Annotated in this window: 22 protein-coding genes; 12 read left to right on the forward strand and 10 right to left on the reverse strand. The window is 33.9% G+C overall.

Features of this window, described 5'->3' with window-relative positions; all coding sequences use genetic code 11:
- The first annotated feature begins 90 nt into the window (after window positions 1-90).
- The 3 genes from E0I61_RS07760 (at window position 91) to E0I61_RS07770 (ending at window position 1,793) form a co-directional block, all read left to right on the forward strand.
- Window positions 91-843 carry a pirin family protein gene (locus E0I61_RS07760; RefSeq protein WP_132070486.1) on the forward strand — a complete coding sequence of 251 codons (753 nt, stop codon included), beginning with the start codon at window positions 91-93 and terminating at the stop codon, window positions 841-843.
- Between the two features lie 36 nt (window positions 844-879).
- Complete coding sequence (locus tag E0I61_RS07765; RefSeq protein ID WP_132070488.1) at window positions 880-1,410, forward strand: YceI family protein; 531 nt, start codon at window positions 880-882, stop codon at window positions 1,408-1,410.
- Between the two features lie 68 nt (window positions 1,411-1,478).
- Window positions 1,479-1,793 (forward strand): response regulator, encoded by a 315-nt coding sequence (locus E0I61_RS07770; RefSeq protein WP_132070490.1) that lies wholly within the window; start codon window positions 1,479-1,481, stop codon window positions 1,791-1,793.
- 55 nt (window positions 1,794-1,848) lie between these two features.
- On the opposite strand, the gene E0I61_RS07775 is transcribed toward E0I61_RS07770, so the two are convergent.
- The 6 genes from E0I61_RS07775 to dnaA form a co-directional block, all read right to left on the reverse strand.
- Entirely contained in the window at window positions 1,849-2,730 is an 882-nt protein-coding gene (locus E0I61_RS07775) for an SDR family oxidoreductase (protein ID WP_165930193.1), read from the reverse strand.
- Between the two features lie 76 nt (window positions 2,731-2,806).
- Window positions 2,807-3,934: a methionine aminotransferase gene (locus E0I61_RS07780; protein WP_132070492.1), complete on the reverse strand. Its 1,128-nt coding sequence runs from the start codon at window positions 3,932-3,934 to the stop codon at window positions 2,807-2,809.
- Between the two features lie 190 nt (window positions 3,935-4,124).
- Window positions 4,125-4,655, reverse strand: a complete 531-nt coding sequence (locus E0I61_RS07785) for a hypothetical protein (protein WP_132070494.1) — start codon at window positions 4,653-4,655, stop codon at window positions 4,125-4,127.
- Window positions 4,656-5,163: 508 nt separating this feature from the next.
- Window positions 5,164-5,886, reverse strand: a complete 723-nt coding sequence (locus tag E0I61_RS07790; RefSeq protein ID WP_132070496.1) for an SAM-dependent methyltransferase — start codon at window positions 5,884-5,886, stop codon at window positions 5,164-5,166.
- 72 nt (window positions 5,887-5,958) lie between these two features.
- A complete protein-coding gene (locus tag E0I61_RS07795) occupies window positions 5,959-6,426 on the reverse strand; it encodes a low molecular weight protein-tyrosine-phosphatase (RefSeq protein WP_131992265.1) in 468 nt (155 codons plus the stop codon).
- Between the two features lie 7 nt (window positions 6,427-6,433).
- Complete coding sequence (gene dnaA, locus E0I61_RS07800; protein WP_035674283.1) at window positions 6,434-7,861, reverse strand: chromosomal replication initiator protein DnaA; 1,428 nt, start codon at window positions 7,859-7,861, stop codon at window positions 6,434-6,436.
- A gap of 184 nt (window positions 7,862-8,045) precedes the next feature.
- Here dnaA and E0I61_RS07805 point away from each other — a divergent pair, with 184 nt between their 5' ends.
- The gene (locus E0I61_RS07805) at window positions 8,046-8,450 is read left to right on the forward strand and encodes an acyl-CoA thioesterase (RefSeq protein ID WP_131992268.1); all 405 of its coding nucleotides are present in this window, start codon (window positions 8,046-8,048) and stop codon (window positions 8,448-8,450) included.
- A gap of 29 nt (window positions 8,451-8,479) precedes the next feature.
- Here E0I61_RS07805 and E0I61_RS07810 read toward each other — a convergent pair whose 3' ends face one another.
- The 3 genes from E0I61_RS07810 to ribD all read right to left on the reverse strand — a co-directional run bounded on the left by E0I61_RS07810 (window position 8,480) and on the right by ribD (window position 10,815).
- The gene (locus tag E0I61_RS07810) at window positions 8,480-9,109 is read right to left on the reverse strand and encodes an IMPACT family protein (RefSeq protein WP_132070616.1); all 630 of its coding nucleotides are present in this window, start codon (window positions 9,107-9,109) and stop codon (window positions 8,480-8,482) included.
- A 67-nt stretch (window positions 9,110-9,176) separates the two neighbouring features.
- The gene (locus E0I61_RS07815; protein WP_131992271.1) at window positions 9,177-9,779 is read right to left on the reverse strand and encodes an HAD family hydrolase; all 603 of its coding nucleotides are present in this window, start codon (window positions 9,777-9,779) and stop codon (window positions 9,177-9,179) included.
- On the reverse strand, window positions 9,772-10,815 hold the full coding sequence (gene ribD, locus E0I61_RS07820; RefSeq protein WP_132070499.1) for a bifunctional diaminohydroxyphosphoribosylaminopyrimidine deaminase/5-amino-6-(5-phosphoribosylamino)uracil reductase RibD: 1,044 nt from the start codon (window positions 10,813-10,815) through the stop codon (window positions 9,772-9,774). Before ribD ends, E0I61_RS07815 begins: the two co-directional genes overlap by 8 nt.
- 116 nt (window positions 10,816-10,931) lie before the next feature.
- Here ribD and E0I61_RS07825 point away from each other — a divergent pair, with 116 nt between their 5' ends.
- On the forward strand, window positions 10,932-11,417 hold the full coding sequence (locus E0I61_RS07825; RefSeq protein ID WP_131992276.1) for a GNAT family N-acetyltransferase: 486 nt from the start codon (window positions 10,932-10,934) through the stop codon (window positions 11,415-11,417).
- Between the two features lie 61 nt (window positions 11,418-11,478).
- Complete coding sequence (prmC, locus tag E0I61_RS07830) at window positions 11,479-12,333, forward strand: peptide chain release factor N(5)-glutamine methyltransferase (protein WP_132070501.1); 855 nt, start codon at window positions 11,479-11,481, stop codon at window positions 12,331-12,333.
- Between the two features lie 71 nt (window positions 12,334-12,404).
- On the opposite strand, the gene E0I61_RS07835 is transcribed toward prmC, so the two are convergent.
- The gene (locus E0I61_RS07835; protein WP_165930194.1) at window positions 12,405-13,649 is read right to left on the reverse strand and encodes an ABC transporter permease; all 1,245 of its coding nucleotides are present in this window, start codon (window positions 13,647-13,649) and stop codon (window positions 12,405-12,407) included.
- Window positions 13,650-13,993: 344 nt separating this feature from the next.
- On the opposite strand from E0I61_RS07835, the gene hisS reads away from it, so the two are divergent.
- The 6 genes from hisS (at window position 13,994) to E0I61_RS07865 (ending at window position 21,263) form a co-directional block, all read left to right on the forward strand.
- On the forward strand, window positions 13,994-15,364 hold the full coding sequence (hisS, locus tag E0I61_RS07840) for a histidine--tRNA ligase (RefSeq protein WP_131992282.1): 1,371 nt from the start codon (window positions 13,994-13,996) through the stop codon (window positions 15,362-15,364).
- A gap of 310 nt (window positions 15,365-15,674) precedes the next feature.
- Window positions 15,675-16,253: a nucleotide exchange factor GrpE gene (locus E0I61_RS07845; protein WP_131992285.1), complete on the forward strand. Its 579-nt coding sequence runs from the start codon at window positions 15,675-15,677 to the stop codon at window positions 16,251-16,253.
- A gap of 78 nt (window positions 16,254-16,331) precedes the next feature.
- On the forward strand, window positions 16,332-17,447 hold the full coding sequence (gene dnaJ, locus E0I61_RS07850; protein WP_131992288.1) for a molecular chaperone DnaJ: 1,116 nt from the start codon (window positions 16,332-16,334) through the stop codon (window positions 17,445-17,447).
- Between the two features lie 236 nt (window positions 17,448-17,683).
- Window positions 17,684-18,604, forward strand: coding sequence for an ABC transporter ATP-binding protein (locus tag E0I61_RS07855; protein ID WP_131992291.1), 921 nt, complete (start codon window positions 17,684-17,686; stop codon window positions 18,602-18,604).
- Between the two features lie 96 nt (window positions 18,605-18,700).
- On the forward strand, window positions 18,701-20,017 hold the full coding sequence (locus tag E0I61_RS07860; protein WP_132070503.1) for an ABC transporter permease: 1,317 nt from the start codon (window positions 18,701-18,703) through the stop codon (window positions 20,015-20,017).
- Window positions 20,018-20,099: 82 nt separating this feature from the next.
- On the forward strand, window positions 20,100-21,263 hold the full coding sequence (locus tag E0I61_RS07865; RefSeq protein WP_131992298.1) for a sigma-54-dependent transcriptional regulator: 1,164 nt from the start codon (window positions 20,100-20,102) through the stop codon (window positions 21,261-21,263).
- Window positions 21,264-21,300 lie beyond the last annotated feature (37 nt).

Genomic DNA, 21,300 nt, shown 5'->3' on the forward strand with positions numbered 1-21,300 from the left:
ATTCTTGTTATTTTTCATTTCTTGTCCTAGTTCAATGCATGCGCTTTTTTTTTGACGCAACTTTGCATCATATTATTAATGAACAGAACAATGGAGAATACAAATAAAATATTAGAAGGTGTAATTACCAATTCAGTTTTGCATAAAGCAAATACTCGCGGTCATGCCAATCACGGTTGGTTAGAATCGTATCATACTTTTAGTTTTGCGAATTATCAAAATCCAGAGCGTATGAATTTTGGCGTGCTGCGCGTTTTGAATGATGACAGAGTCAATCAAGGAATGGGTTTTGGGGAACATCCGCATGACAATATGGAAATTATTTCTATTCCGCTGGATGGTGATTTAGAACATCAAGACAGTATGGGAAATTCTACCGTAATCAAAGAAGGTGATATTCAAGCCATGAGTGCCGGTACCGGAATTTTTCATAGCGAGTACAATAAAAATAAAGATCAGTTGGTTAAATTTTTGCAGATTTGGATTTATCCGAATCAGAAAAATGTAACGCCTCGTTATGATCAAATTACTTTAGACTTAAATGATCGTCACAATAAATTGCAGCAAATTTTATCGCCAAATCCAGAGGATGATGGGGTTTGGATTCATCAAGATGCCTGGTTTCATATTGGGAAATTTGACAATGATTTTTCTACTCTGTATGAATTGAAAAAAACAGGAAATGGAATATATGCTTTTGTTTTGAAAGGGGATTTCACCATAGGAAATATCGCTTTAAATGAACGTGACGGATTAGGAATTTGGGATACCAATACTATTAAAATTACCGCTAATTCCGCCAATGCCGAAATCCTTTTGATGGAAATACCCATGAAATTGTAATTAAATAAATGAATAATAGAAATAACTAATAATACTATGTCAACAATAAAATGGGTAATTGACCCCACACACTCAGAAATTGGTTTTAAAGTGAAACACATGATGTTCACTAATGTTTCAGGTAAATTTTCAAAATTTGATGCAACGATTGAATCAGAAGACAACGATTTTGAAAACGCAAAAATTGAATTCACAGGAGCAATTGATTCTATAACAACAGGAAATGTGGATAGAGATACTCATTTATTGAGCCCGGATTTTTTTGATGCTGCGCAGTTTCCAGAAATTAAATTTAGCGCAACTTCTTTCACCAAAATTAATGAAGGTGAATATGAATTGGTTGGAGATTTAACATTGCACGGTGTTACAAAATCAGTAAAATTAGCTGCAGGATATGGAGGATTAATAAAAGATCCATGGGGTAATATCAAAATGGCACTTTCATTAGAAGGAAAAATCAACAGAAAAGATTGGGGATTAAACTGGAATTCTGCTCTTGAAACAGGTGGTGTTTTAGTAAGCGAAGAAGTTCGTTTGAATATCGAATTGCAATTTTTGCAACAATAATTTTAAAATAAATACAAACAAACCTCAAAGAATTAATTATTTGAGGTTTGTTTTTTTATAAAAGAAGAATGATGGAAACCATAAATATTTTATACATAGGAAGACATCTCGAAATTTTGGCAACTGTAGTCCGATTAATAAATGCAAACGATAATTGGAATGGAGTAGGCGTTATGAATGATGAGGAAGCTAAGGAAATTTTTCTAAGAAAAGATTTTTCACTTGTGTTGTTGGGTTCCGGAATTCAGGAAGAAAGTGAAACTAATTTGTGTGCTTTTTTCAATAACCAGAATCCAAATATAATTATTGTGCAGCATTATGGCGGCGGAAGCGGTTTGCTGAAAAGTGAAATTCTAGATGCCTTGGAGAATAATAAAAATTAGCAGAAACAAAAAAGAGAGCCATGTGAATGACTCTCTTTTATATTTTATAAAACTATTATTTATTTTTCTTTGCTTTGATCATCATTTCCAACTGATCCCAAAGTTCTTCTGGAATAGCTTCCAGAATATTAAATTGACCGGCGCCTTTCAGCCATTCACCGCCATCAATGACAACTACTTCGCCATTTACATATGCTGAAAAATCAGAAACTAAATAAGCCGCTAAATTGGCTAATTCCTGATGATCTCCCACACGTTTTAACGGTACTTTTTTAGCCATATCAAATTTTTCAGCTAAATCTCCGGGTAACAATCGGTCCCATGCTCCTTTAGTTGGGAATGGTCCCGGTGCAATCGCATTAGAACGAATTCCATATTTTGCCCATTCTACCGCAAGACTTCGTGTCATGGCCAAAACTCCAGCTTTTGCAGTAGCACTAGGCACTACATAAGCAGAACCCGTCCAGGCATAAGTCGTTACAATATTCAAAATGGTAGATGATTTCTGTTTGGTGTCAATCCAATGTTTTCCAAAAGCAAGTGTACAGTTTTTGGTGCCTTTTAAAACAATATCAATTACAGTATCAAAAGCATTTGCAGATAATCTTTCGGTTGGAGAAATAAAATTTCCGGCAGCATTATTAAGCAAAACATCAACTTTGCCAAAAGCTTTCAAAACTTCTTGGAGCATATTTTCCACTTCTTCATAATGACGCACATCACATTGAATTGGTAGACATTCTCCACCCGTTTCCGTTTCCAGTTCTGCAGCAGTATTTTTTAGTTTTTCTAAATCTCTGGACGTAATGGCAACTTGTGCACCTAATTCCAAGAAATATTTAGTCATTGCTTTTCCTAAACCGCTTCCGCCTCCGGTTACGACAATCACTTTGCCTTTTAGAGCATCGTCACGCAACATTTTATCTGTATAACTCATATGTTTTATTTTTTTTATTGTAAATATAATAAATTAAATAGTATGCATGCATAATAAAAAAACAAAATCGTTTCTTTTAAATAGCAGACAGTCTTTTAGCAGCTTCTTCCAGCGTAGCGTTGTCTTTAGCAAAACAGAAACGTATTAATTTCAGGTCTTTTCCATCGGCATAAAAAGTAGAAATAGGAATTGCAGCCACGCCATGTTCCATAATGAGGCGTTTGCAAAAATCAACATCATTCTCATTTGATATAGTTGCGTACGAAACTACCTGAAAATAAGTTCCCTCGCACGGCATGAGTTTGAAGCGGCTGTCTTTTAATAATTGTCTAAAGTAATCTCGTTTTTTCTGATATAGTTTCCCGATTTCAGCTATTGAAACGATGTCTAGATACTCGCTAATGGCAACCTGACAAATGCTATTTACGCTAAAAACTAAAAACTGATGGACTTTTTTGATTTCTGTCATTAAGTATTCTGGAGCTACCAGATAGCCCACTTTCCATCCTGTTACGTGGAACGATTTTCCAAAAGAGGAAACCATCACACAACGATTTAATAGTTTTTCACGGGTATGAGCCGAAATATGTTTTTCTTCAAAAGTGATGTATTCATAGACTTCATCAGAAAGAAGTACGATGTCAGGATATTTTTCCAGCAGGATTTGCAATGATTCAAAATCAGATTCAGTTAAAATTTTCCCCGTTGGATTATGCGGATTATTAATGATAATCATTTTGGTTTTTGAAGTACATGCTTTTTCGATAATTACCCAATTTGGAGTATAATCATCGTTTAGTGCTACCCGAACAGGATTTGCGTTGCATAGTAATACGGGCGCTTCATAGCAATCATAACTCGGATCTAAGATAATTACGTCATCATTGTTTTTTACTAAAGCCGTTATGGTGGTAAAAATGGCTTGCGTCGCTCCTGCGGTAACTAATAATTCCGTTTCAGGATGAACAGTTCTACCATAGGAATTATTGACTAGTGTCGCTATTTTTGATAATAACGGCGCGTAGCCTGACATCGGTATATATTGATGAACATTTTCTTTCGCCAGTTTGGCAACAATATCAGTCAATCTTTCATCAACAGGAAAGTTTGGAAAGCCTTGTGAAAGATTGATGGCGTTATATTCAGCTGCCATTTTTGACATAACCGTAAAAATACTCGTGCTGATATTTGGTAGTTTACTCATAAAATGATTTCATTTATTACGTGATAAAAATAGTAGTTTTATCCTAATTCCAATTTTTTACGGGCTGGTAATTATCAAAAAATTAAGTTCTTACCTTTCTTATTAATTTAGAGTTAAAAAGAAATTGCTAAATCGTATTCTAAAAAAAAGCCACCGGAATGGCAGCTTTTTCTTTATGGTTAGTATCAGTTTAATCTTCTTTAACAATTTCACCATCTGGTTTAACAACTAATTTACGAACTTCGTTGCCTTTTTTTATTTTAAGGTTGTACTCTTTTTTAACGATATCACCTTCTTTTTGAGAATATAAATACTTGTCATTTACAATCTGCCAACCGGGGAAATTTTTATAAATGGAATAAATTACACTATTGGGAAGTTTTATATTTTTATAATTTTCAATTACACTAGTCAATTTACCATTTTCATTATATGTTGCAGTCAATGATCCTTTACTGGTTTCCATAATCACCAAATAATTCTCAAATCCTTCATAATCCCTACCTAAATCATAGGCTATGAATTTTTCCTCTAGTGCTCTTACACTTTTATCTGGGTTTCTATCAGGTATGTATATAGAAAAATCTTTTCCGGCACTTTTAATTACAACTCCCGGTAAATTCTCCATTTTAATATTCCCTTGCCCTGAATTAATTTCTTTATCCTGGGAATAAATTGTGCTTATACTTAAAAAAAATAAAACAATTATATATGATTTCATGATATTTTGCTTTTAAATTAATGATTTTATACACAATGCATTAATGATTAAATTAACTGTTAAGGCTTACTTCATTTCTTCCCCTTTTTGTTTTTTGCAATTTATTTATATCATTATAATTCATAACATCAGTAGTTCTATTTTTTTTGAATTTTGAATCAAAAAACGACTGTGGGCAGTAGTAAAATTACCTTTTTTTCATAGGTACACGGGTTAATTTTTTTGTAAATAATGTTAATGTAAACAGGAATTTTGTTCGAATATTTTAGCAGGAAAATCCATTTGCTATATCGAAGAAATAACGAAGTATTTACTATTTCGAAACAAAAAAGAACCTTTTAGTAAGTAATTCTTTAGTTTATTTAATAGACAGGAGGAAATCTTTCAAAAAGTTTAATTTTGAAATGAAATTGTAGCGCTAAAAAAGAAGTGTTTTAGGATTGTTATGATAGCGATTGGTTTCTAAATAAGATTTTGGACTCAGTTTTAAAGTCAAAAATCAGAAATATTACATTTTGTGAATGATGAAAATTGTAGGGCGGTTGTGTAAATCTACTTTTGTTTTTTTCCAATCAGAAGCTCGCATGGTTTTGATATATTCTGTAGGTAAAGTAATATCCGTTGCAATACAAAGGTGAGTTGCGGGATTAATAGCCTGTAAAATATCCTCGAGCATTTTATTATTTCGATACGGAGTTTCAATGAAAATTTGAGATTGGTTTTTCTCCTGAGATAGTTTTTCCAGATTTTTCAGAGCTGTCTTTTTTTTACCTTTTTCAATAGGCAAGTAACCATTAAACGTAAAACTTTGTCCGTTCATTCCTGAAGCCATCATCGCCAAAAGAATAGAAGAAGGTCCAACCAACGGTACAACTTGGATTCCTTTTTCATGTGCCAATTTCACAATAACAGCGCCAGGATCAGCAACACCTGGGCAACCAGCTTCACTCATTAATCCCATGTTTTTACCTTCTAATAAAGGTTTAATGAAATCTAAATGCTCTTTGGTTTCGGTATGTTTATTTAATACAAAAAGTTTTAGCTCCGATTGTTTCTTTTCAGGATTTACGCCTTTAATAGATTTACGGGCTGTTTTTTCGTTTTCAACAATATAATAATCAATGAAATCAATGCTTCTTTTTACGGTTTGAGGCAACACATCCATTGGATCGCAATCGCCCATGGTAGTAGGGATTAAATATAATTTTCCTAATAAAGTAGTTGTTTGCATTGCTATAGTTTTACGTTTCTAGAGTAAATTTCTGTTAATTTTTCTTCTGAAAAATTTTAAATTCAAAGAGAGTTATTGATGTTTGTCTATTAATTTTTTTGCAATTACATCGCAAACTTCATCAAGCATATTATAAACTATTTCAAATCCATTGGGTAAACCAAAATAAGGATCCGGAACATCTACTTTTTCGTTGGGAAATAATTCATTTAAAATTAATTGTACTTTTTGTTTTTGTTCTTGACTTTCGGCAAGCTGAATAACATCATCATAATTAGAATTATCCATTACATAGATGTAATCAAATGAATCGAAATCAGATTTACTAAATTGTCTTCCTTTTTGATCTGAAATGCTTATTTTATTCTTTTTAGCTACAGCAATGGAACGGTAATCTGGTTTATGGCCAACGTGCCAAGCACCAGTTCCTGCTGAATCAACTTTGAATTTATTTTTTGGAAGCTTTGAGGCTAATATACCTTCGGCCAAGGGTGACCGACAAATATTACCTAAACAGATCATTAAAATTTTTACGGACATGATGCGTTTACAACGTTAATTTTTTATTGATGTCTTCAACAAATTTTTTGAATTGTTTGTCGGTAGCAACTAAATTATCAACGGTTTTACAAGCATGTAATACGGTAGCGTGATCTCTGTCTCCAATTTGAGAACCTATATTTGCCAAAGAAGCTTTAGTGAATTTTTTTGCAAAAAACATTGCCAACTGTCTGGCTTGAACAACGTGCCTTTTTCTGGTTTTTGATTGAAGTGTTTCTAAATCCAATTGAAAGTAATCAGAAACAATTTTTTGAATGTAATCGATAGAAATTTCTCGCTTTACATTTTTAACAAATTTTTCAACAACACTTTTAGCAAGTTCCAGTGTAACTTCTTTTTTATTGAATGAAGATTGTGCAATCAAGGAAATGATGGCTCCTTCCAGTTCTCTAACATTCGATTTGATATTACGGGCAACATACTCTATTATTTCTTCAGGGATTTCAACACCATCTCTGTATAATATATTTTTTAGGATAGAAATTCTGGTTTCATAATCCGGTTGGTGCAATTCAGCAGACAATCCCCATTTGAAACGAGATAATAACCGTTGTTCAATATCTTGCATGTCAACTGGCGCCTTGTCAGATGTCAAGATTACCTGTTTACCATTTTGGTGTAAATAATTGAAAATATGGAAAAAAACATCCTGCGTTCCAGATTTTCCGGAAAGGAACTGAACATCATCAATAATTAAAACGTCAATTAATTGATAGAAGTGTATGAAATCATTTCGATTGTTTTTCTTTACCGAGTCAATATATTGTTGCGTGAAAATCTCAGCTGAAATGTATAAAACTGTTTTTTCCGGGTATTTGTCTTTTATTTCTACACCAATAGCATGCGCTAAATGTGTTTTTCCCAGACCAACTCCTCCAAAAATCAACAACGGATTAAAGGAAGTTCCTCCAGGTTTATTGGCAACAGCCATACCTGCTGAACGGGCTAATCGATTAGAATCTCCTTCTAAAAAATTATCAAAACTGTAATTTGCATTAAGTTGAGATTCAATTTTTAAATTTCGGATTCCCGGGATTACAAATGGATTTTTTAATTCTGGGTTTAAGTTCTTGAATGGAGCATCAACTTCTTGAGGTTTCATAGGAACTCTATTAGCACTTGGCAATTGCTCCGTAAACGGTTGTTTGTTGCCATAAGTGTTTTCCATTCTAATTTTATAAAGTAACTTAGCGTTTTTTCCAAGTTCTTTGGTAAGCGCCACTTTTAATAATTTCACATAGTGTTCTTCTAACCATTCATAGAAAAATTTACTTGGAACTTGAATATATAATGCGTTATCGGTAAGTTCAACTGATTTGATTGGTTCGAACCAAGTTTTGTAAGCTTGATCCTGAATGTTGTCTTTTATAAAAGACAAACAGTTTTCCCATACTGATTGAGCAGTTTTGTTCATATATTCTATTAAATTATTTTTAATTGGTAATTGTTATCTTACAAAAAAAAAGGTGTTTTCCTATTATTTATCGGGTTAACAAATATGTGAACAAATTTCTGTAAAAAAAAATATATTGGACAATAATTTTCCGAATTATTGTTGTAAGGAGCTTTTTGAATTTAAAAATTTTAATACATAATTAATGAAAGATCATCAAATACAAGTTAGGGTGCGTTACTCTGAAACGGATCAAATGGGTGTTGTATATCATGGAAATTACATCCCTTATTTTGAGATAGGAAGAGTGGAATGGCTTAGAGACAAAGGGATTTCGTATAAAAGCATGGAAGAAAGTGGGATTGCGCTTCCTATTGTTTCCATGAATATAAATTATAAAAAATCAGCTCGCTATGATGAGTTGCTTACGGTTCACACTGTTTTCAAAAGTCAGACTTCTGTCAAGATAGAATTTGATTGCGCTATTTATAATGAGTCTGATGAGTTATTAACAACTGCCCAATTTATTCTTGTTTTTGTGTCCTTAAAAACAGGTCGTCCTATTGCTCCGCCCGATTATATTTTGGAACTCTTAAAAACTATAGAATAAATTATAAAAAAAGCAATTTTGAGCAGAAATTAGAGTCGTTTTATATCGATTTCAAACATTGAATTAAAAATGTCGAATACCATTTCGGCATTTTTTTTTCGGGTTTTTATTTCGATTTTGCCTATCGGAAGTCCTGAATCTTGATTTATTTCCATTTCTTGACTTACAATTTCCAGTTTTTTTTCCTTGATTACCCGCATAACTTTATTCATGTTTTTATAATCAAATGTGATTGTAAAATGAATATCTATTGTTTTTTCGACAATTTCACAGGCCTCAAGAACCATTTGTGCGGTCGTTTTATATGCGGAGATTAATCCTCCAACACCTAATTTCACGCCACCAAATATTCGGACTATAACAATAAGTATATTGGTTACGGAAAAAGACTGAATTTGTCCGTGAATAGGTATTCCTGCACTATTACTGGGTTCGCCGTCATCATTTGCTCTATAAGTTACAGTATCCGCGCCTATTTGATACGCATAACAAAAATGTCCTGCATTGGGGTGTTGTTTTCGTAAGGTTTCGATTAACGGTTTTACTTCTTCTTCTGATTGAATTGGAAATGCATAACCAAAAAATTTACTGTTTTTTTCTTTGAATAATACTTCTTCAGAGGGAAATTCAATAGTGTTGTAGGTGTCTTTCAAGTTCAATGGCAATTTCAAAAATCAATTTCAATTTCAAAACGTCATTGTTATTGATTTTTTTAAATTATTTTTTTTAAATTATTTTTTTGTCAAATAAATGAACTACATCTTCTTTTCCCACTTGTAGATTCCAAACTTGAAATCCTAATGCAAGTGCTGCATCTGTATTTTCTTTTTTGTCATCAATAAATAAAGTGCGTTTTGGAGTTAACTCATGTTGCTTTACCAAGTATTTGAAAATTTCGGCTTCAGGTTTTCGCATACCTAACTCAAAAGAAAAATAAACTCTTTCAAAACATTGATAAAATTCTCTGTAAAAAGTTATTCCGGCTTTGTGCTGAAATCTATCGATGTGGATTGCATCGGTATTACTTAACAAAAACAAACGGTATTTTTGCGAAAGCATTTGCAAAAATTCAAGTCTGTACAATGGAAAATCCAATAAAATGGTATTCCATGCATTCCTGATCTCATCTATTGAAGCTTTAGGCATATGTTTCTGGAAGCCTTCAATGAATTGAAGTTCAGAAATTTTTCCTTTTTCAAATGATAGGTTTAGTTCATCTAAATCCTCAGTCCATTCTTTTAAACCTAATTTAGAAAACTCGACAATGGGAGCTTCTTTGTCTAAATTGATGAAAATATCTCCAAAATCAAAAATTATAGTATTAATCATAGTTTCTAGATAGTATTAATTCATCATTACCAATCGATTGCTTTTTGAACTGGTTTTTATCTAGTATTGGGGCTTTAATTCCTTCTTTAAATACTACGTTTCCAACAAATATCCTAGCTTCGTCCCAAAGATTGGCATCAATAAATGTCTGTAAAGTTTGTCGTCCCCCTTCAATAATAATGGATTGAATTTGATGTTGATATAGCGATTGTATTATTTGGGTTGCTATATTTTGTTCAAAATCAATATACTCAAAGATACTATTTTCTTTTTTAATAGGTTGTTTTGATTTAGAAAATAGGATTGTTTTTGCTTGATTGTCAAATACATGATTGTCTTCAGGAATGCGATTGTTTTGGTCTAAAACTACTCTAATCGGATTGTTTCCTGACCAATCCCGTGCGTCTAATTTTGGATTATCATCAATGGCAGTTTGAGTTCCCACCAGAATAGCTTGCTCGTCTGTTCGCCATTTATGTACCAATTGTCTAGAATACCGATTTGTAATCCAGACCGGTTTTTTTTCTGATTTTTCCTTAGGCGCGATAAAACCATCTTGACTTTCGGCCCATTTCAAAATAATATAAGGCCTTTTCTTTTCGTGAAAAGTAAAGAACCTTTTATTAAGTTCATGACATTCTTCTTCAAGAATCCCTACGGTAACATGTATTCCGGCTTCTATTAGTTTTTTGATTCCGTTTCCTGCCACTTTTACATTGGGGTCAACAGTTCCTATAATGACATTTGGGATTTTATTTTTGATAATCAAATCACAACAAGGCGGAGTTTTGCCAAAATGACTACACGGTTCTAAACTCACATAAATAGTCGCTTTTTTCAATAACGATTTGTCTTTTACAGAATTTACAGCGTTTACCTCGGCGTGTGGTTCTCCCGATTTTTTATGCCAGCCTTCGCCAATGATTTTGTCTTCATAAACAATAACACTGCCTACCAAAGGATTTGGATACGTTGTTCCCAAGCCATTTCTGGCTAATTCGATGCACCGTCGGATGTATTTTTTATGTATTTTCACAATACAAAAGTAGTTATTTTGGGTTTAGCCCCGAAACTTCGAGATTAGTTTTAAAACTTTCTAAAATAACACTAAACAATTTTTACTTTTGCATAAAAAATTAGTTTTTGATAAAAATGGAAAATTACAGCATTAGAAAAATAAAAAAAGAGGACAATCAAGCAGTTGCACAATTGATAAGAGCAGTTTTTGATGAATTAAACATTCCAAAAGTTGGAACAGCCTATGAAGATCCATATTTGGATTTAATGTTTGAGGAATACAGTAAGCCAAAATCGGTTTATTTTGTTGTGGAAAAGGATGGAAAAATCATTGGTTCTGCCGGTGTTGCGCCACTTGAAAATGAAGCGGAAACCATTTGCGAACTTCAAAAAATGTATTTTCTACCGGAAACCAGAGGTCTTGGAATAGGAAGCCAAATGATGGCCAAGTGCTTGCAAAGTGCCAAAGAATTTGGTTTTGAAAAATGCTATTTGGAAACAATGCCTTTTATGCTTGATGCTCAAAAACTGTACAAGAAAGTAGGTTTTGAATACATTTGTTCTCCTATGGGAAGCACGGGGCATACCAGTTGTCCTGTTTGGATGCTGAAAGAGTTATAAGTTTTGAATGATGAGTTATGAACTGAGAGTGTTTAATTCATAGAATCGATAACCCAATAAAATGAAAATAAAAGAATACAGAACCCAATTTATTCAAGAACTGACTCCAATTTATGATGCTGGAGAAGCGGAGAGTTTTTTCTATTTAATTTTAGAAGAAAAACATCAATTGAAAAGAATAGACTTGGCGTTGCATCCTGATTTGGTTTTTTCGGAAGCAGAAATTGTAGTTTGGAATTCGATTTCAGAACAATTGAAACAGGAAATTCCAGTACAATATCTTTTAGGGAAAACGAGTTTTTATGGATTGGATTTTGAAGTCAATGAGAACGTTTTGATTCCAAGACCAGAGACCGAAGAACTAGTTGAATGGATTTTAGAAAGTCAAAAGTCAAAAGCCGAAAGTCAAAAAGTAAAGATTCTAGATATTGGAACTGGAAGTGGCTGTATCGCTATTTCATTAGCAAAAAACCTTCCAAATGCACGGGTTTTTGCAATTGATGTTTCTGAGAAGGCTTTGGCTACAGCCCAAAAAAACGCAGAAAATAATTCCGTAAATGTTACTTTTATCAATCAAAACATTCTTGAAACGGAAGATTTAATGCAACAATTTGATATTATTGTTTCTAATCCGCCATATGTTCGCAATTTAGAAAAGGAGGAAATCAAGAAAAATGTATTGGAGAATGAACCGCATTTGGCACTTTTTGTAGAAGATAATGATGCGTTGATTTTTTATAAAAAAATAGCCGAATTGGCCCAGAAAAACCTATCTGAAAACGGAGAATTGTATTTTGAAATCAATCAGTATTTAGGAAAAGAAATGGTCGATTTACTCGAAAAAATGAATTTTAAAAACATCGAATTACGAAAAGATATTTACGGGAGTGACAGGATGGTTTTTGGTAAAAAGTGAGATGTGAAAAGTAAAAACCGAATATCTCGATTCACTTTTTACTTTTCACATCTCACCCTTAAGACTCTAATCTACTCATATCGTAATGCCTCAATTGGGTCCAGTTTCGCAGCTTTTACAGCTGGATATAGACCGGAAACGATTGCCACGATAAAACTGGTTATAAACGCGGACATAATGGCGCCCCAGGGAATTACAAAATCGAAACTCATTGCTGTTGCAATACCAAAACCAATTAAGATTCCAAAAATTATACCGACTAATCCACCTAATTGACCAATAAGTAATGTTTCTATAAAAAACTGAAAGGCAATTGTCGTTTTTTTGGCTCCCAAGGCTTTCCGAACCCCTATTTCCCTTGTGCGCTCGGTTACCGAAACAATCATAATATTCATCAAGGCAATTGAAGATCCAAGAACGGTGATGATGCCGATAAGCCAAGATGCAAGCCCCAGATATTGTGTGATTCCAAGGATTTTGTTGATGAGGTCATCGCTACGAACTACTCCAAAATTATTGTCTTTTACCGGACTTAATTTACGAACTCGGCGCATAGTACTTGTCGCGTTGTCTATTGCCTTATCTAAAAATTCTTTTTTAGAAACCATGACGCTCATGGTGTAATTTATGTTTGGTGCAGTAAACAAGGAACGTGCCACTTGAATAGGTATTAAAATCCTTAAATCTTGACTGTTCCCAAAGGTTGATCCTTTCTCTTTTAGGACTCCAATAACTTTAAATTTGGCTCCTCGAATCGAGATAATTTTATCAATAGGATTTACATCTTTTAATAATTCTTTTTCAAAATCAGAACCTACAATACACACATAGGCATTGTTATCGATGTCAAATCCCGTAAAATTACGTCCGGAGCTGATTTCTAACCCGGAGTTGGTAACAAAAAATTCATCGACACCAACAACCGTGTTTTCGGGATCCGTTTTAGAAGATTCATATTTTACTTCGGCAGCAGTAGTTGCGGTAAAAGAAAGCGAAGTTTCAGTAAAAGGATATTTATATTTATTTTTAAAAGCGACCGCTTCAGGGTAAGAAATGATTGGATTTATTATTTCTCTTTCTCCGCTACCACGATTTCGAGTTGTGTTTTCGTATTGATTGATATTAAAGGTATTGGCTCCCATTGATGCGAAATCAGAGGAAATAGTGTTTTCCAAAGCAGAAACAACAGTAAGAATACTAACTAAAGCCGTGATTCCAATAGCTATAATCAGCACGGTAAGAACGGTTCTCAACAATTGTGTTCTGATGGAACCGAATGCAATTCGAATATTTTCTTTGAATAATTTTAACATCATAGCAGTTTGACACGAAAATACAATTTTTGTTACAAATTTCCTTTTCAAAAAGTCTAATTTATTTTTTAGGAGCTATTTCCAGCTTTCCGCTACAACCTGTCAGTGAAAATAATTTGTTTTAAATTGCCTAAAAGGAGCTTCCTTTGGTCGCTCTTTCAGGCAAGAAAACAATATTATTTTTCACTTCCCTATTTCCGCTGTAATCTGGGCTAGACATCGGGTAATAAAATGCTGAAATTTGTAAACAGATTTATTTTAAAAATAAGATATTTGCAAAGAATTAGAATTTGGAATTTTTTCAACAATTCCTAAATCTGAAAATCTAAAAATCCAATAATCAAAAAATGGCATCAAAACCGAGCATTCCAAAAGGAACCAGAGATTTTTCACCAACTGAGGTGGCAAAACGTCAATATATCATTCAGATTATAAAAAGTAATTTCGAGAAATTTGGTTTCCAACCCATAGAAACGCCTTCATTCGAAAACTCCGAAACCTTAATGGGGAAATACGGAGAAGAAGGCGATCGTTTGATTTTTAAAATATTAAATTCAGGAGATTATTTGGCGAAAGCCAATGCGACTCATTTAGAAAATAAAGACAGTACTAAATTAACGTCAAGTATTTCTGAGAAAGCCTTGCGTTATGACTTAACGGTTCCGTTTGCGCGTTATGTGGTACAACATCAAAATGATATAGAATTCCCATTCAAAAGATACCAAATTCAACCCGTTTGGAGAGCAGACCGCCCACAAAAAGGACGTTTCAGAGAGTTTTTTCAATGTGATGCTGATGTGGTAGGTTCTAAATCATTGTGGCAAGAAGTAGAATTGATTCAATTGTACGACACTGTTTTTTCTGCTTTAGGTTTAGAAGGTGTAACCATCAAAATCAATAATAGAAAGATATTATCTGGGATTGCTGAAGTGATTGGCGCATCAGATAAATTAATAGATTTTACCGTTGCGTTGGATAAACTCGATAAGATTGGGGAAGATGGCGTTAAAAAAGAAATGATGGAGAAGGGAATTTCGGAAGAAGCGATTCTGAAAGTACAGCCGTTATTTAATTTCACAGGAACAATTTCAGAGAAAATAAATCAACTTTCGGTTTTGCTTGCGGAGTCTAATGAAGGAATGAAAGGAGTTGAAGAACTGCGTTTTATTTGTGACAATGTTACTGAATTGGGATTGTCAACAGCAATTTTAGATTTGGATGTAACCTTGGCCAGAGGATTGAATTATTATACGGGTGCTATTTTTGAAGTGGCTCCGCCAAAATCAGTTGCCATGGGATCCATAGGTGGCGGTGGAAGATATGATGATTTGACCGGAATTTTCGGATTGAAAAACATGAGCGGAGTGGGAATTTCTTTTGGGTTGGATCGAATTTATTTGGTTATCGAAGAATTGAATTTATTTCCTGAAACCGTAACCGCAACATCCAAAGCGTTGTTTGTTAATTATGGTGATACAGAAGCTTTTTACGCGATGAAAGCGATAAAAGAATTAAGGAATTCAGGGGTAAAAGTAGAATTGTATCCGGATAATGCGAAAGTAGCGAAGCAGTTTCAACATGCTGATAAAAGAGGGATTCCTTTTGCGGTAATCGCAGGGGAACAAGAAATGGCTTCCAATTCTTTTTCGCTTAAAAATTTAGTGAGCGGAGAACAGACTTCAGTGGATTTTGAAGGTTTAAAAAACGCATTATTATAGTTTTATTTTAAAAGCATAAAAAAAGCTTCGTCTACTAGACGAAGCTTTTTTTAATATAAGACAATGGTGAATTAATAATTTGTAGGTAAACTTTAGTTTTTTCATTTACAGAAAAATAACGGTAAACAATTGAAACAAATTTATATAAACTATTTCGAGATAGTCTTAAAATTATATTAAATTTTTGAGAAGGAAAATTTGTTTTAAAGAGTGTAAAATTTAAAAAGAATTATAAATTCAATAAAAAGATGACAATTTGACATTTTATAAGATTTGGCAGTACTTTTGCAATCCATAGAAAAGAATAAAAATGAAGTTTAAGAATATTTTTAAAAATACAAGTACTATGACTACTGAAAATACAGAAATCGATCAAGAAATAGATGAGGCAACATTAGAGAATAATGCCAATGGAGAGCAGCTTATTATTGAGGAATTGGGTGTAGAAGAGCAATTAACACAAGATTTAGCCAAAGAGAAAGACAAGTATTTACGATTATTTGCTGAATTTGAAAATTATAAACGTAGAACTTCAAAAGAGCGTATCGAGTTGTTTAAAACCGCTAATCAAGAAGTTTTGCTTGCCATGTTACCTGTTTTAGATGATTTCGACAGAGCGATTGTAGAAATAAGCAAATCAGAAGATGAACTTCTTTTAAAAGGAGTGGAGCTTATTCATGAAAAATTAAAAAACACTTTAGTTTCTAAAGGGTTAGAGCAAGTTGAGGTAAAGGCTGGAGATGCTTTTGACGCTGATTTTGCTGAAGCAATAACTCAAATTCCTGCGCCTTCAGACAAAATGAAAGGGAAAATTGTTGATGTTCTTGAAAAAGGATATAAATTAGGAGACAAGATCATTCGTTTTCCAAAAGTTGTTATAGGGCAGTAATAGATTCGTGATTAATCGCGTATTTATATCACGCGTAGAGGCGCATTGCAGTGCGATTCAACAAAAGAAAAAATAAAAATGAAAAAAGATTTTTACGAAATATTAGGCATTTCAAAAAATGCTGATGCTGCTGAAATTAAAAAAGCATATAGAAAACAAGCAATAGCACATCATCCTGACAAAAATCCTGGAGACAAATCGGCAGAAGATAAATTCAAATTAGCTGCTGAAGCTTACGAAGTATTAAGTGATCCTCAGAAAAAAGCAAAATACGACCAATATGGTCATCAAGCTTTTGATGGTTCTGGCGGTTTTGGCGGAGGTGGTCACGGCGGAATGAATATGGACGACATTTTTAGTCAGTTTGGTGATATTTTCGGAGGCGGTTTTGGTGGTTTCGGAGGCGGTGGAGGCGGCGGAGTTCGTCGTGCTAAAGGAAGCAACCTTCGTATCAAAGTAAAATTAACATTGGAAGAAATTGCCAATGGCGTGGAGAAAAAAGTAAAAGTAAAGCGTAAAGTTCAAGCACCTGGAGTTACTTATAAAACATGTTCTACATGTAACGGTCAAGGACAAGTGATGCGCGTTACGAATACAATTTTGGGCAGAATGCAATCTGCTTCTACATGTCCAACATGTAGTGGTTCAGGTCAAATTTTAGATAGAAAACCATCAGAAGCAGATTCACAAGGAATGATTCTTGAAGATGAAACGGTTTCGATAAAAATACCTGCGGGTGTCGTGGACGGAATGCAGTTGAAAGTTTCTAATAAAGGAAACGATGCTCCGGGAAACAGTATTCCAGGAGATTTAATTGTTGCTATTGAAGAATTAGAGCATGAGTTCTTGAAACGAGAAGGGGAGAATTTACATTACGATTTATACATCAGTTTCGCTGAAGCTGTTCTTGGAATTTCAAAAGACATCGAAGCTATAAATGGAAAAGTGAGAATCAAACTGGAAGAAGGAATTCAGTCCGGTAAAATTCTGAGATTAAAAGGAAAAGGAATTCCTAGTATCAATGGATACGGAAACGGTGATTTATTGGTGCATGTGAATGTTTGGACTCCAAAAACGTTAAACAAAGACCAAAAACAGTTTTTCGAAAAAAATCTTACCGACGAGAATTTTATTCCAAATCCGGAAAAATCAGACAAGTCATTTTTTGAGAAAGTGAAAGACATGTTTTCATAATAAAAAGTTAGATGCTATTTATAGCGTCTAATTTAAAAAATATATTCCCCATCCTTGTTAAAATAAGGATGGGTTTTTTATGAAATCGCCACTAACAATTTGTTTGTTGCAAACAGACACCAATAAATATAAGGCGATAACATATATGACCGCTAAAAATTAAATGCTACATATATGAAACTATTCTAAGTATTTCGGCACTAATTATTTACTTTTACACCAATTAAAAAATAAGCATGAGTAATATTCTTGAAGTGAATAAAGTTGTCAAGCAATACGGTGATTATGTGGCGCTTAACGAGGTTTCATTAACTGTTCCAAAAGGAAGTATCTACGGACTTTTAGGTCCAAATGGAGCCGGAAAAACATCACTTATCCGAATTATAAATCAAATTACATTGCCTGACAGTGGTGAAATTATTTTGGATGGTGAAAAACTGCAACCCAAACACGTTCAATATATAGGCTATTTACCGGAAGAAAGAGGATTGTACAACACGATGAAAGTAGGAGAACAATGCTTGTATTTGGCTCAAATGAAAGGACTTTCTAAGGCTGAAGCCAAAAAACAACTGGAGTATTGGTTCGAAAGATTAGAGATTCAAGGCTGGTGGAACAAGAAAATTCAAGAACTTTCTAAAGGAATGGCGCAGAAAATTCAGTTTGTGGTATGTGTTTTGCACAAGCCAAAGTTGTTGATTTTTGATGAACCTTTTTCTGGTTTTGATCCCGTAAATGCCAATATTATCAAAGATGAAATCCTTGCCTTGAGGGAAGAAGGAGCTACCATAATTTTCTCGACACACCGCATGGAAAGTGTTGAAGAATTATGTGATCATATTGCGCTGATTCACAAATCCAATAAACTGATTGAAGGAAAACTGGACGATGTAAAAAGACAATTTAAAACCAATAGTTTTGAAGTGGGTATTTTATCTGAGAATGTAGAAGGTTTGATGTATGCTATTACGCAGAAATTTACCGTTGGTCCAGCTAATTTTAAATCACTGAACAACGAATTAAAACTGGAAATTCAACTCGGGAATGCATCGCCAAATGAGTTATTGAATATCCTGACACAATGCGGTCAAGTAACGCATTTTGTAGAAAAAATACCAAGTGTTAACGACATTTTTATTCAAACAGTAACACAATAAGATTGTTAGACTTCTTAGATTGTTAGACTTTTTACAGTCTTCTAATCTAATCGTTCTAAAAAATCTATATAATCTAAAAATCTAAGCAGTCTAAAAATGAGCATCATATCATTAATTATAAAAAGAGAGTTTATTGCCAAAGTGCGCAATAAATCTTTTATTGTTATGACTTTTTTAAGTCCGTTACTATTTGTGGGAATAGCCGTTTTTGTAGCGTATTTAAGTTCCATGAAAGCAGACACCAAACAAATTGCTATTCATGATGAATCGGGTATGTTCATAAAGGAATTTACGTCGCAAAATAATAAAAATCAAGCGTACAAATACCTTGATTTGTCTTTAATAGATTTAAAATCCCTGAAAGATAGTATCACAAATGAAAGCTACCAAGGATTGTTGTACATTCCAAAAGTGAGTAATTCCAAGGATTTCGAAAGTAAAATCCAATTTATTTCAAACAGTAGTCCAAGTATTTCATTCATTGAAAATGTTCAGGATGTAATTGCAAGTAAACTGACCAAAAACAATTTAGAAAAAGCACATTTGGATACATTGGCAATTAAAAATGCCCAATCAAAAGTGAATATCAGCTTAACAAAAGCATCTGGTGAAGAAAGTGTCAAAGGTCTTAACGAAATCAAAATCGGGATTGGAGGAGCATTTGGATATCTTATTATGATGTTCATAATCATTTACGGAAACATGGTGATGCGAAGCGTGATCGAAGAAAAAACCAGCCGAATCGTAGAAATTATAATTTCCTCGGTGAAACCATTTCAATTGATGATGGGAAAAATCATAGGAACTTCATTAGCTGGATTGCTGCAATTCTTTATATGGGCAATGATTGGAATGTCATTAATGTTTGCTGCCTCCGTCTTTTTTGGAGTAAATGTGGGACCAACAGCTAGAGTTTCACCTGAATTGATGCATACTGCACAGCAGGAAATGACTGGAACTGCCCAAATGTATATTAAAGAATTATGGAATTTGCCCATTGCAAGTATTCTTATTGGATTTGTGATTTATTTCATAGGCGGTTATTTTTTGTACAGTTCATTTTACGCGGCAATTGGAGCTGCAGTCGATAATCAAACGGATTCACAGCAGTTTTTGTTGCCTATCATTATGCCATTAATGTTGAGCGTTTACGTTGGCTTTTTCACTGTTATAAATGATCCACACGGGACAATTGCAGTCATTTTTTCAATGATTCCGCTTACCTCACCCATCGTTATGCTGATGCGAATTCCGTTTGGTGTACCTTTGTGGCAAATTGCAATATCAGTTACATTATTGTTCGGAAGCTTCTTTTTTGTAGTTTGGTTTGCCGCAAAAATATACCGAATAGGAATACTCATGTACGGCAAGAAACCGACGTGGAGTGAAATGTACCGATGGTTGAAATATTAAATAAAGGTTAATTCGGTTATTTGATTATTCGTTTAATCGATTAAATAAATAACCGAATTAACAAATTAACAAATTAACAAAAATGAGCAAAATACTAATCATAGAAGACGAAGCCGCCATTCGAAGAGTACTTACAAAAATACTCTCTGAAGAAAACGACACCTATCAGGTTGAAGAAGCCGAAGATGGTGTTGCAGGTTTTGAAAAAATAAAAAACAACGATTACGATTTGGTTTTGTGTGATATCAAAATGCCAAAAATGGATGGTGTTGAGGTTCTGGAAGCAGTCAAAAAAATCAAACCCGAAATTCCTATGGTGATGATTTCCGGTCATGGCGATATGGAAACGGCTATCAATACGATGCGTTTGGGAGCGTTTGATTACATCTCAAAACCGCCCGATTTAAATCGATTATTGAATACGGTTCGCAACGCTTTAGACAAAAAGCAATTGGTGGTTGAAAATAAAATTCTGAAGAAAAAAGTCAGTAAAAACTATGAAATGATTGGCGAAAGTGAAGCTATCAATCACATCAAAGTAATGATTGATAAGGTTGCACAAACCGAAGCCAGAGTTTTAATCACCGGACCAAACGGAACCGGAAAAGAATTGGTTGCGCATCAATTACACGAAAAAAGCGAACGTGCCAATTTCCCTTTGATCGAAGTGAACTGCGCCGCTATTCCATCTGAATTGATAGAAAGTGAATTATTCGGTCACGTAAAAGGGGCGTTTACATCGGCAGTAAAAGACCGCGCAGGAAAATTTGAAGCGGCTGATAAGGGAACTATTTTCTTGGATGAAATTGGTGACATGAGTCTTTCGGCGCAAGCCAAAGTATTACGTGCTTTACAGGAAAGTATGATTACCAGAGTAGGAGCAGACAAAGACATCAAAGTTGATGTTCGTGTTGTTGCTGCTACTAATAAAGATTTGAAAAAAGAAATTGCCGAAGGTCGTTTCCGTGAGGATTTATACCATCGTTTGGCAGTAATTTTGATTAAAGTTCCATCATTGAATGATAGACGAGATGACATTCCGATGTTGATTTCACATTTTGCAGATAAAATTGCTTCTGAGCAAGGGAATGCAGTGAAAAAGTTCTCTGCGGCAGCGATTCATTTATTACAAGAATACGATTGGACAGGAAATATCCGTGAATTGCGAAATGTAGTGGAGCGCTTGATTATCCTTGGCGGAAGCGAAATTTCCGAGAATGATGTGAAGTTATTCGCATCGAAATAAAATTAATTTAATGATTTGAAAATTTAATGATTTAAAG

Source organism: Flavobacterium ranwuense (genome assembly GCF_004349315.1).
GTDB classification, from domain to species: Bacteria; Bacteroidota; Bacteroidia; order Flavobacteriales; family Flavobacteriaceae; genus Flavobacterium; species Flavobacterium ranwuense.